The 13,240-nt window shown below is 31.5% G+C and carries 10 protein-coding genes and 1 riboswitch; of the genes, 9 read left to right on the forward strand and 1 reads right to left on the reverse strand.

From position 1 onward, the window contains the following. Positions 1 to 2 precede the first annotated feature (2 nt). Genes AC1RNS_RS00360 through AC1RNS_RS00375 form a run of 4 tightly spaced genes read left to right on the forward strand, consistent with a single transcriptional unit; the run spans position 3 to position 4,224 of the window. Positions 3 to 749, forward strand: coding sequence for an SDR family NAD(P)-dependent oxidoreductase (locus tag AC1RNS_RS00360; protein ID WP_492989976.1), 747 nt, complete (start codon positions 3 to 5; stop codon positions 747 to 749). 21 nt (positions 750 to 770) lie between these two features. Continuing rightward, on the forward strand, positions 771 to 1,529 hold the full coding sequence (locus tag AC1RNS_RS00365) for an SDR family NAD(P)-dependent oxidoreductase (protein ID WP_492989978.1): 759 nt from the start codon (positions 771 to 773) through the stop codon (positions 1,527 to 1,529). Positions 1,530 to 1,552: 23 nt separating this feature from the next. Further along, the gene (locus tag AC1RNS_RS00370) at positions 1,553 to 2,893 is read left to right on the forward strand and encodes a sensor histidine kinase (RefSeq protein WP_492989980.1); all 1,341 of its coding nucleotides are present in this window, start codon (positions 1,553 to 1,555) and stop codon (positions 2,891 to 2,893) included. A gap of 26 nt (positions 2,894 to 2,919) precedes the next feature. Further along, positions 2,920 to 4,224 (forward strand): response regulator transcription factor, encoded by a 1,305-nt coding sequence (locus tag AC1RNS_RS00375; RefSeq protein ID WP_492989983.1) that lies wholly within the window; start codon positions 2,920 to 2,922, stop codon positions 4,222 to 4,224. Between the two features lie 280 nt (positions 4,225 to 4,504). On the opposite strand, the gene AC1RNS_RS00380 is transcribed toward AC1RNS_RS00375, so the two are convergent. Further along, positions 4,505 to 5,047, reverse strand: a complete 543-nt coding sequence (locus AC1RNS_RS00380) for a response regulator transcription factor (RefSeq protein WP_492989985.1) — start codon at positions 5,045 to 5,047, stop codon at positions 4,505 to 4,507. A gap of 665 nt (positions 5,048 to 5,712) precedes the next feature. On the opposite strand from AC1RNS_RS00380, the gene papB reads away from it, so the two are divergent. From papB to cobT, 5 genes are all read left to right on the forward strand, one after another. Next, positions 5,713 to 7,134 carry a PapB family radical SAM/SPASM ranthipeptide maturase gene (gene papB / locus AC1RNS_RS00385; protein WP_492989987.1) on the forward strand — a complete coding sequence of 474 codons (1,422 nt, stop codon included), beginning with the start codon at positions 5,713 to 5,715 and terminating at the stop codon, positions 7,132 to 7,134. Then, complete coding sequence (locus tag AC1RNS_RS00390; protein ID WP_492989989.1) at positions 7,118 to 7,990, forward strand: ABC transporter ATP-binding protein; 873 nt, start codon at positions 7,118 to 7,120, stop codon at positions 7,988 to 7,990. Before papB ends, AC1RNS_RS00390 begins: the two co-directional genes overlap by 17 nt. Before the next feature lie 679 nt (positions 7,991 to 8,669). Further along, positions 8,670 to 9,938 (forward strand): hypothetical protein, encoded by a 1,269-nt coding sequence (locus tag AC1RNS_RS00395; RefSeq protein ID WP_492989991.1) that lies wholly within the window; start codon positions 8,670 to 8,672, stop codon positions 9,936 to 9,938. 120 nt (positions 9,939 to 10,058) lie between these two features. Further along, positions 10,059 to 11,669 (forward strand): ABC transporter ATP-binding protein, encoded by a 1,611-nt coding sequence (locus tag AC1RNS_RS00400; protein WP_492989992.1) that lies wholly within the window; start codon positions 10,059 to 10,061, stop codon positions 11,667 to 11,669. Between the two features lie 204 nt (positions 11,670 to 11,873). Next, positions 11,874 to 12,050: riboswitch (cobalamin riboswitch) on the forward strand. A 99-nt stretch (positions 12,051 to 12,149) separates the two neighbouring features. Continuing rightward, complete coding sequence (cobT, locus tag AC1RNS_RS00405) at positions 12,150 to 13,211, forward strand: nicotinate-nucleotide--dimethylbenzimidazole phosphoribosyltransferase (RefSeq protein WP_492989993.1); 1,062 nt, start codon at positions 12,150 to 12,152, stop codon at positions 13,209 to 13,211. Positions 13,212 to 13,240 lie beyond the last annotated feature (29 nt).

Genomic DNA, 13,240 nt, shown 5'->3' on the forward strand with positions numbered 1-13,240 from the left:
AAATGCGCTTACACAATAAAGTAGCAATTATTACAGGTGCGGGAAATGGACAAGGGCTGGCAGAGGCAGAATTGTTCTTACAAGAGGGAGCGAAGGTTGTTGCCACAGATATTAATGGAGAGGCATTAGAGCTCTTGAGGAAGCGGCACATAGGAAATGATCATCTTTTCGTGCATAAACATGATGTATCCTCTGAGACAGAGTGGGAGATCGTTATTCAAAAGACCATTCAATTGTTTGGACGTTTAGATATTTTAGTGAATAATGCAGGCATACCTTCTAGAAGCTCAGTGATACATGAGGATTTAGAGGGCTGGAATAAGGTTATGAACATTAATGCGACGGGTACTTTTTTAGGCGTTCGAAAATGTGCTGAACACATGATAAAGCAGAAGGCAGGAAGTATTATAAATATCTCGTCTGTCTATGGAATTATTGGTGAAAAAGGCTATGTTTCCTATCATGCCTCAAAGGGAGCTGTCAGAAGCTTAACAAAGGCAGCAGCAATGGATTTAGCCGAATACAATATACGTGTGAATTCTGTGCATCCTGGCATGATTGAAACGGAAATGACACGAGATCTTTTTGAGAATAGTGAAAAAGCAAAATGGATGAAGGAAGTAACACCATTGCCATTGCTTGGAAAACCTCAGGATGTAGCCTACGGTGTTTTATATTTAGCGAGTGATGAGGCAAATTTTGTGACAGGCAGTGAGCTAGTTATTGACGGTGGCTGGATTGCGAAATAAAGATTATTGATGGAGGTATATATGGCAAAGCGTATTCTAATTACAGGAGCAACTGCTGGTATTGGCAGAGCCACTCTCGATAAATTTTATCAGGAGGGCTTTCATATCCTCGCATGTGATATTAATGCAGAGGAAGGCAGCAAGCTAAGTAGTATTTATGGTGCTCGGGTTGACTTTATAGAATTAGATGTTACAAATGAAAATAACTGGAAATCGTTACAAAGATATATACATGACAAAGACTATCAAATTGATGTATTGTTTAATAACGCTGGGATATTTGTCATGAATGATATCGTTACAACCACAGAAAAAGAGTATCAGGCTATGTTTGATATTAATGTGAAGGGTAGCTTTTTAGCTTTAAAATATATTGCACCTATTATGTATAAACAGGAAAATGGCTCGATTATTCATGCATCCTCCAATGCCGCCTTTTTTGGTGCAAAAGGTCTAGGGATATACGGAGCAACTAAAGGTGCCATACGAACACTTACAAAAAACGCAGCAATGGAATTTGCACCTTTTGTACGAGTGAATTCCATTCATCCTGGATATATTCAAACACAAATGATTGAGTATGCAGCGCAAAAAGCAAATAAAACGCCGCAGGATCAGGCAAAGTATGTACCATTAAAAAGATTAGGACGTCCAGAGGAAATTGCATCATTAGTCTATTATTTAGGGAGCGAGGAAGCATCCTATATGACGGGTAGTGAAATAGTTATTGATGGTGGTGTATCTAGCGGCCAATCGATCTGGGAAGAGGAACAATCCTAGGAAACTAGACAGGGGTGAGAATAATGTATTTATCGTTAAAATATAAATATCTTATTCTTACCCTCATTGTTTTTATATTGCCCTATTTTATGATGACTGTGATTTATATCAATAATGTTGGAGAATATCAAAAGAAGCTACTGATCGAAACAAGACTAGAAGTATTGAAAAAAATTCATTATTTTAATTCGTCTTTTGAGAATAATCAAGCAAGCACAAAGGTATATCATGAAGTGTTAAATTCAATTTGGGGAAGCTACTCTGATTTTCTGTTATTAACAGAGCAAAAGGATATTAGATTTAGCACGAATTCCCATATCTCAGAGCATATGGAGTATTTTCGTAAATTAGAACCCCAGAAAACCAATTACTATAAAATTGATTATTTGAATGTAGAACGAATTCTGATGTATTCATTTGATCCTTTTAATAATTGTTATTATGTTGTTATTGCTACGTCTGATTCCATTTTTAAAGAGCTGAATAATAAAAAGGAGGATTTAATGGCCTTCGCCATTGCCTCTACTTTACTGCTAACCATTATCACTTTTTTATATTCCAATAAAATTAGTACGACTCTGCAAATGCTTATTGAGCGTATTACCTCTTATAGAAAAGCAGTTTATCATATTGAAGATAAAGAGAAGAAGCCTACTTGGATTAATGATGAGTTGAATATCGCCAATCAAGAATTAAATCAGACAATTGCATATATGGTAGAAAAGGAAAAAGACTATGTTCGAGAAAATTATGAAGCACAATTAAATAATTTACAAAGCCAAATTAATCCGCATTTTCTTTACAACACCTTAGACAATATTAATCAATTAGCTATGATTCATGAAGTTGAGGAAATCTCTACTTTAAGCGTTGGTCTAGCAAAGCTTTTTAGATATAACACGGGCAATAGTGAAAAGGAAACAACGATTGAAAAAGAGCTAGAAATTATTGAAGAATACATTAATATTATGAAAATCAGAGTTTCTTATTTAGTATTTGATATTCAGATAAAAGATAATGATTTATCACAAAGTGCTATTTTAAAATTTACACTTCAGCCAATCGTTGAAAATATTTTTAAGCATGGTTACAGCTATAAAGAGTCTATATCAATAAATATTGATATTTATCGAAAAAAAAATGATGTCGTAATTGATATTTATAACAATAGCGAATATAAGGACATTGCTCAAATAGCTATGCTAAATGAAAAAATAAATGAAGAAAATCATGAGGGTAGTATTGGATTGAAAAATGTAAATAGACGATTAAAGATAAAATATGGGGAAGCATATGGTGTTACAGTTCTAGTTAATGAACAAAAATACTTTGTGTCGAGAATTCTATTACCATATAAGAAATAATGTCTTCTAACAGTGAGGTGAGCTCTATGAATATATTTATAGTAGAGGATGAGAACTTTATTAGAGAGGGACTAAGCTTTTTTATCAACAGAAATTTTACTGAATCCCTACATGTCTTTTCTTATGCAACCGGGGAAGACATGTTACTGGCAGCTAAAGATATTTCCCCTGACATCGTTTTATCAGATATTAATTTACCAGGGATGAGTGGAATAGAGGCTGTATGGGAGCTAAAAAAGTTCCATCAGTTTAAGGTGATTTTTCTATCAGGCTATGATGACTTTCAATATTTGCAAAGTGCTATTCAAATTGGAGCAGAGGATTATATTTTAAAGCCGATTGATTATAAAAATCTAAAGCTAAAGCTGTCACAAACGATGGAAGCATTGAGCATGAAGAGACAAGTAGATTATTCCATCAAATATTATCAATTATTAAATTTAATATTGGCCTTTGATCAACAAATGACGGATAGTAATATCTATTCATTTGAATACTTTGTTGTCAGCATCAATCAAACAAAAAATACAGGAATTCCACACGCTCATGAGCTATTTCATTTTAATATTTTTGGGGAACATATTGAAATTATGAATACTGATTTTGTTTTGTCGTATAGTCAGGATCATCATATTGTTCTGCAAAGAAAAGACTTACATGATGTAAATCGAGCTGTGCTGGAGTTACTGCTGAAGAAGCATCTAAATACAGGCGGCACTGCGCTAAACAAAAGAAAACCCATTTTTGATAATCAAATCTTTACGGATGAATTTAAATTACAAGAATTTATAGCGATTTTACAAAATACAAACATTGATTTTCAGCAAAGATTAGAATTTATGATTACGTTCTTACTACAATATAGCATCCATTTCAATTGCTTTGAAACGTATAACAGTGCCCAAAAAATTATTAGTATTCACCATCAAATGATTAAAGAAGACAATCTATCAACAATAGTAAATAGCTATATCGAGCCGCTCGTAGATAAAATACTTAATTTACATGGCAATAGGGATGATTTAGGTAAAAAAATAGTCGATTATATTTATACGCATTTTGATGATCCACAGTTGGATTTAAATTACTTATCAGGCATATTTAATAAAAGCCAAGCAAATTTAAGTATATTAATTAAAAAAAGCATTGATAAAAATTTCATCCACCTATTAAATGAACTACGAATTGATAGGGCAAAGCAGCTATTAGTTCATAGTAATAAAAGAAATAATGAAATTGCTTCATTAGTGGGCTATAGTAATGAGGAGTATTTTAGTAAAGTATTTAAAAAATATGTTGGAATGACACCAGCCAAATATCGATCAATTTAAATAGCAAGTGGATTTTGATAAAATAAGAATAGAATGATCAAGTAAGCATTTTAAGCTATAATGACCCTCTTACATCATTGGTTATCACAACGATGATTATAGTAGAAAAAATGACTATGCTACAAATAATAGAAGCTATTCTATTACTTAGTGCGACCTTTATTAGTGAAATAGATCAGAAAGAACGAAAATAATGATAATTAACTGAGGCTATCTGAAAAATTAGAGGAAATCTGATTTTTCGGATAGCCTCTTTACTATGTAATTTGCAGTTACTCATTCATTTAACATTTAAAAGTCCATGTTTTATGGCAGTAACAACAGCACCAACACGTGAATTTACATCAAATTTTTGAATTATAGACGAAATATGGTGCTCTACTGTTCTTTTACTTATCCCCATTTCTAGGCTTATTTCACAATTTGTTTTGTCTTCTGCTATATGTAATAGTATTTCTAGTTCTTTCGCAGTTAATTTCTTTTCAGAAAAATTAGTCTGAATTTGCGGAAGCATCTTATTCGTTTGATGAATGTATTTCCCCTCATTTAAATTTTCATTTGTCTTATTAGTTTCTTCCTCTATTCTTACACCAGTATGGTTTTTAATTAGAATAGGAGGATGATTAGGCATATTCTTTAGTAGATGGTTGAATAAATGAAGACCGTTAAAGGATTTTATAGAAATATCCAAGACTATCTTGGATGGATAAATATCTGTAAATAACAAGGAAGGGTCTGGGATTCCCTTAACAGTATAATCAAGATTTTCTGTTTGAGTTTCTAGTAGCTCTGTTTTTTCTACAAATAACACGTTAATGTTCATCATTTCCACTCCGTTCTATAACAAGATGAGATATAGGAGAAAAGATCATATGTTTCATCTAGGAAGCTATCGAACAAACTTTAAATGAAATCTGTTCTTTATTATCCATATATTAGCATAAATGGTTTTGCTATTTCTATGTAATTTGTGAAAAAATATGGAAATTTAAAATGAGTTAAGAACTATGTAAAAATATCTATAGTTTTGAAATTAAAGAAGGGTGACAAATACTCGCGAACCTACATATTTTCGTGAGTATCTGTGAAAAATTATAGGTGTTTTCCGTATAAATTATTGCGAGATATACCGATTTTTTTTTATATGAAACCTGTTAGACTTTAAAAAAGCAAATGACTTTAAGTAGGTCAATTGTTTTGTTAAAGGGGAGGTGACATTATGTTAAAACAAATTAATAAGGGATTTAGTTCCGAAGTTAGTCTTTCCAGAACATGTATTTTATGTGACAAGCGGGATACTTGTATTCACTGTGACAATTGGGATTGGACGTGTGAGAAGGGTAGTGAATTTTGCATTTTCAGTGATCATGATGGGTAATGTTTATAGAAACTTATGAAATGGTGTGGAGTAAATGCATTTAAATGACACATGTATTTGCTCCACATTGCATATTGTAAACTTATTATGAATACGAGGGGAATTCATTTATGTCTATCAATATTTTAAATACTACGAAAACAATTGCAGTTTCTAATATAAAAATAGTACGAGAGAATAAAAAAAACTATGTGTATGTTCCTGTTTCAAATGCATTATTTGAAATTGATGATACTATTCATTTTATCTTGACAAGCAAACTAAAAAGTACGACAGAAATCTATAACCAGTTGAAGGATAAAATCAATGAAATTGAATTTAAAAACATAATAGATGCTTTAATTGAAAATAAGCTAATAAATTATGTAGAAGAAAAAACACTTATATCTCCTGAAAAATTTAAAAATATTAGTGCAATCACATTAATGATGGTACAGGAGTGTAATTTGCGCTGTAAATATTGTTATGCTGGCGATGGTGAATACAATGAAAAGGGCAGAATGTCATTAAAAACGGCAATTGCAGCAGTTGATTTTTTGATAGCACAATCAGGGAATAGAAATAATCTGTCAATTGTATTTTTTGGTGGGGAGCCATTACTGAATTTCGATGTGCTTAAGAAAATTGTCGAGTATGCAAACATGCAATCAGATCTATACAATAAAAATATTAGTTATAGTATGACCTGTAATGGAACATTAATAAATAAGGATATTACAAAGTTTATAGTTGAGAATAAAATTGCTGTTCAAGTGAGTGTTGATGGGAATGAAAATGCCCATGATATAAATCGATTTTATGGAAATAAAAAAGGTAGTTATGAGGTTATTATAAAACGAACAGAAGAACTAAGAAATAAAAGAAAGCTAGGAGTTAGATCTACAATTACTCCTGAGAATACAGATTTAGTTGAAATTTATAATCATTTATTTGATTTAAATTTCAGAAGCATTTATGCTGCACCTGCTATTCAAATGTTTACAGAGGAGCAATTTATTGAACTTAATGAAAGCTATAATAGTTTGATACAATACTTCGAAGAATTAGTAGAAAACGAAGAATTTCATAAGGCTGTTAAAATCAATAATATTATGAAAAATTTAGAACGCATTCATGCTGGTTATGAATCTACATATTCATGCGGAGCTGAAGTGAATTTTTTAGCTGTAGACATTAATGGTGATTTTTATCCCTGTCATCGATTTGTAAACAATAAGGAATATAAGCAAGGAGATATTTTTGAAGGTGTAAATGAAGTTTCGAAAACAGATTTTCTAATGGAAGCGCATGTTTCAAACAGGTTAAATTGTAATAGTTGCTGGGCTAAAAATCTTTGTGGTGGTGGATGTCATCATGAGAACTTAGAAATGACAGGAAAAGTAACTAATCCACCTAAACAGTATTGTACTTTAACAAGAAAACAATTAGAAGGCTGTTTACATCTATATTTGCGTTTAACAGAAGAACAAAAAGAAATACTTTTAGAAAAGAATAAAGAGAAAGAGTTTGTTCGAAATGGAAATCAAAATTAAAAATCTAACGAAAAGCTATAAGAGTATCCGTGTTCTAGAAAATATTTCACTGGAAATCAATATGGGCGTTTTTGGATTGCTTGGCGAAAATGGTGCAGGAAAAACAACGTTAATGGAAATCATCTCTACTTTAATTCCTTTCAATCAGGGTGAAATAGAAGTAGCCGGAATTAACTTAAAAGACAATCCTCATGAGGTTCGTAAAATGTTAGGGTACTTACCGCAAAAATTTGATTTTTTTCCAAACGTAACGGTCGAAGAAACTTTAGATTATCTATGTAGGCTAAAAGGTATACATAGAAAGGATGTACGCTCACAAGAGATTAATTTAAGACTTCAAGAGGTTAGCTTATTCAACGAACGAAAGAAAAAGGTTCAGGAACTTTCAGGTGGTATGAAGCAACGACTTGGCATTGCACAAGCATTAATAGGTGATCCTAAAATAATACTAATTGATGAACCAACTGTCGGCCTGGATCCTCATGAACGTGTATCGTTTCGAAATTTAATTAACAGTATAAGTCGAAATAAAATTATTTTACTGTCTACACATATTGTGCAGGATATCTCCTCAACCTGTAAGAGACTTATGATTCTCCAAAAAGGAAAAATCAATTATATAGGTGATACAGCTCAACTTATTCAACAGGTTCAGGGGAAGGTTTGGCTTCATCGCACAAAAAGTAGCCCTGATGAAATTATTCAATCCAAGTTGTTTGTATCCCTGCAAGAAAGAGAGCACGATATTGAAATACGATATATTGCAGATGAACCTATTCCAGGAAGTGCTGTAACAGCTCCTACATTAGAGGATGCGTATATTTTTATCAATAGAAAAGAGCAAACGATGCTATGAATGAACTAATCGTATTATTAAATTTTGAGTTTAAAAGACTAATAAAAAGTCTAGCAATCATTATTAGTTTAGTAATTTTTATATTTGTAGTACCGATAATGGTTATATATTTAAATTCGTTGGATGAAGTTCAAGGGAATTGGTACGCAGCTCTTCAAATACAAATGATTTTTCTTATTATACTTATTCCAAGCGTAGTTTCATATGTATGGAAAGGTTACTTACATACATTTGAGCGAAATGTTATTTTGCTTAAACTAAACAATAAGCCTATGTATATATTAGCCAAAATGATGGCCATCATATTGTTAATTTATATTGTGATTTTAATTTTTTATATTGTTTTATTTGGCTATTTTAAAGGAATGATTTCAATAACATTAATGTTCATTACTCTTTTTCAAGTAATGAGTACGGTTTTATACTGTGTAGCATTTAATTTTTTAATCGCCTTTTTTTTAAAGCGCACAATCTATCTTCACATTATAACAATATTGTATTTATTACTTAGTATACAATTTATTAATTCACCCTTTTTATCTATCTGGTTTAATCCAGATTTACTTGAGACACAGTTGGTAAACCTTGTGTTTAATTTAAAAAGAATAGTTTTTTTATGTCTGGGAGTTTTTTTTATCGTTTTTAGCGTCTATCTTTTTGACAGAAGGATGAAAGAAATATGAAAGATATAAGCTTATTTTGGTCTAAGGTTATCGTTCGTAATGATTATCTCTTCACTTATTATGCGTTAGTATTAGCCTTGTTCATTTCACAATTTTTCTTTACTGTAAATGATGCACAAGCGATGATTCCTTTATATGGTATTTTTTCAGCCGTAATGACAATACAAATTATTTCATTGCATCAGCGTTATCAAATGGACAAAATCTTTTTAATTTCAATATTTACTACAAGAAAAATAATTTTGTGGCAATGGATATTAGGTTTTGTACTGACTTCACCGGCATTTATATTACTTGGATTTTTCGAGAAATATGTTTATGTTGATACACCTATTATTAATATTTTAGTTGTAATTATTATATTTCATATATTTACAATATCTATTCCATTTTTAGTAGCTACATTCTTTTCAAATCAATATGCCTCTATTTTAATACTTGTTGTGATTTATTTTGTATTAATGTTAATGCATGGCTATAAATTGGAGATAATTCAATATATTGCACCTACGCTTAACTTTATGTATCCAGATAATCTACATTATTTAAATTTTGTGGGTGTTTTATTTCTTTGTATTTGCTCTATGGCAGCGGCGGTTTGTTTTAGTAAAAGGCCAACATTAAAAAAAGACAAGTATTTCTTTGCTAGCTTAGCCAGTTGTTCAATTTTAGCAATAATTTGTTTACATTTGTATGAAGAATTCAAAGAGAACGAGCTAATGAGTCAGCCCTATGAGAGTTATGTATTCAATGAAATTACTGTTCAATATAAAGGAGTAAGTCAAAAACGAGCTGATCGATTTTCTGCTATCTATTCAGACCTTACCCAACAAATGGCACAGTTCGGAATAAAAAATCCTTATCAAAAAATTAGTATTACTAAAGACTTTAATTTACCAATTAATAGAGAAGTCGGAAATATTATAAGCATTAATGGAAAGACAATTGAAATACGTCCATATTCTAATAAATTTTTTGAATTTAATTATGGCTATAATATTATAGAAGATTTACTAAATATTTTAATGAACGAAACTTGGAAGACAGAGAAACAGACGGTATGTTATGAGTTGTTAAAAAAAATTATTGAACAGAAAGTTATTCTAAATAATAACAGTGATTTATTTAGTGAAGCAAAGCTGAAAACAATGAAAAATGAACAATTTCATACAACTACAGAATCATATATGACAGATTATCTTACTATTTTGAAAGAAAAACCTCAAGATGCTTATTCGTTTATCATAAAGTTGGAGGATCAATAAATTGATAAGAAGATTAGGAGGCAAATAACATAATACATGAAGGTATTACTGGAGGTATTTAAATATACAGGTCCATATAACAGGAAATTAGTATTTATAAATACTATAATGTGCGTTTCGATGGGTTTAAACATAATACATCCTTTAATATTTGGTAGGTTTATAGATTATGTAACAAATAAGGAAGTAAGTAACGCATTAAAAATCATCCTATTTATTGCAATATTATTTTTAATTAATTTAGGCATTAAATTTATTCAGAAATATTATTTAGCGAAATTAATTGCTAACATTCAAATAGATGTTAAATTGAAAATGGTTAAACGAATTATGGCTAAGGATATGGATGATTATCAATTAATTCCTAAAGGCGAAATGATGAATAAAATTGAAAACGATACAAAAGCTTTTTCAAATGTTCTTTCAGAGTTACTAAATATTTTCATCGATTGTATTAGTATTCTAGTTGTGTTTATAATTTTACTAAATATCAATTTATTGTTAGTTTCGATTCTATTTATCACATGTCCATTAACATTATTTATCTTTAAATTTTATGGCAAAAAAATACGGGAAAAGGACATTAGTGTAAAGCAAAGTTTAGATCATTATCTAACATACTTAGGAGAGTTACTGTCATCTTTTAAATTGTTTAAACTATTAAATAATGAAGCTGAGGGAGTAAATAGATATTCTCAAAAAAATGATTTAGTCTATAAACTATCGCTTGAAAAAATGTTGTTAAATATTAAATCCGGGACAATAATAGAATTCATAAATTATATAAGCTATTTGTTGATTCTTATTTTAGGCGTCTATCTTATTTATAAAGAAGATTTGACTATAGGTATTTTAATTGCCTTTACTTCTTATTCAAATAATTTTAACCAGTCATTTTTAAGATTTGGACAACTAAATACCTTTTTTCAAGAAGCCATAGTATCCATAAATAGAGTTAAAAATCTACTAGATGTGCCTGCTGAAACAAAATGTGATGTAAACAATATGTCTAGTCATATGACGATACCTTCATTTGAGGAAGGTAGGATGGTGTTACGTAACGTATGTTATGAATATTCTAATGAATTTTCACCAATTTTTAAAAATATTAATATTGCAATACCTTTAAAAAAAATCGTTCTTTTTAAAGGTGTGAGCGGATCAGGAAAGACAACTTTGTTAAACATACTTTCAGGGTTATATGTAGGTTACACAGGGGAAATATTAATAAATCAATATAATGTGAAAAATATTCCTCACCATATCTATAAGAAAAAAATATGTCTAGTCTCTCAAAATCATTTTTTACTAACTGGAACTATCAAAGAGAATTTACTTTTAGCAAATCCAGATGCTACTAATGAAGATTTAATAAAAGTATGCAAGCTAGTAAATATATATGATTTTATAACGTCTTTGGAGAATAATTTTGATACATTAATTGGACATAATGGACTTGATCTTTCTACTGGACAACAGCAGAGGCTTTCTATAGCGAGATCACTTTTAAGGGATGCCGAAATATATTTGTTTGATGAAATTACAGCTTCATTAGATAAAGAAAATCAGAGCATTATAGAATCTCTACTCATATATTTAAACAAAGTAAAGGGAAAAACCATTGTATTGGTGACACACGATTCAATGATAAAAAATGCAGCTGATTTAACATTTGAAGTTAAGAATGGTCAGATTCACCAAATTCAATCTGGTCTTTTTCCAACTTTCTAGATTATTTATCTTTATTCAGCAAATGTTTTTGTATCGAAAGCATAGCGGCAGATGTTTTATGCGCGTAAGCGTAGCGACAGCGGCAGATACAGAAGACTTCCACCTCTACAGGCGCAAATACGCCAAGGCGAAATTGATACAAAAGTGTAATAAAGATAATGCTGTCATATTGACACCCAAAAAACTTTACAGTAAATTAAAAGAAATTGCATAATAGCATTGGGTGCCCATTATGGGAGAATAGGGAATAAAGTGTAAGTCTTTAGCGGTCCCACCACTGTAAAAGGGAGTTTCATAGAGTATGCCACTAGCATGGTGCTGGGAAGGTTCTATGAAATGTTGAAATTGAGCCAGGAGACCTGCCTAATTGCTTCGATTATATAGACGATGGAAAAGTCTGTAGTTTATTTGTGATGAATAAACTACAGGCTTTTTATTTTTTCTCTAAAGCTCAATGTAAAATAGAAAGGGGAATGATTCATGCAATTATTACAACAAACCATTGAAAGTATTCAACATGTAGACAGTCATATGATGAAGAAAGCGAGAGAGCGTATAGATGCTCTTAGTAAGCCACCTGGAAGTTTGGGAAAACTAGAATCTCTTGCAGTACAATTAGCTGGTATTACAGGAGAAATGTTTCCAAAGATAGATAACAAAGCAATTATTGTCTGTGCTGCAGATCACGGTGTTTGTGAGGAGGATGTAACTTCTAATCCACAAAAGGTAACCTTTTTACAAACAATGAATTTTCCAAAAGGGCTTACGGGTGTTTGTGCTATCGCCAACATAACCAATGCAAAAATCGTAACAGTTGACGTTGGTGTAAAAGAAGATTTACCACTTGATGCTGGGGTCATTTTAAAGAAAATTAAATATGGAACAGACAATATGGCAAAGGGTCCAGCTATGTCAAGAGAAGAAGCTATTCAATCCATCGAAGTAGGTATTGCAGTTGCAACGAGTGAAATAAGTAACGGAGTCGATATTCTTGGTACTGGAGAAATGGGTATTGGGAATACTACACCAAGTGCGGCTATCCTATCCGTGCTTCAAGCCTGTCATCCAAATGTAGTAACGGGAATGGGCGCAGGTGTTGGCGCAGGAGGAATTGCGCATAAGGTGGAGGTTATTCAAAATGCCATTGCATTAAACAAACCAAATCGCCACGATCCTATTGATATTCTTGCAAAAGTTGGTGGCTTAGAAATAGGTGCTATGGCTGGAATTGTACTTGCAGCTGCAGCAAATCGCAAGCCTGTTGTTATAGATGGCTTTATTTCTACGATTGCTGCCCTCATTGCCTTTGAGCTTGAGCCAAAAGTAAAGGACTACATTATTCCTTCACATGCCTCAGAAGAACCAGGTGCTAAAATAGCAGCCAAGTTGTTAGGGATAGAACCAATGCTGCATATGAATATGCGTTTAGGAGAGGGCTCTGGTGCAGCTTTAGCCTTTCCAATTTTAGATGCAGCATGCTCCATGATGAAAAACATGGCTACACTTGAGGAATCTGTAGTGCTAGTAGAATCGAATGAATAGGTGAAAAAATATACGCTTAAGGCATTTCT

The organism is Lysinibacillus sp. GW821-FHT14F06 (genome assembly GCF_058803665.1).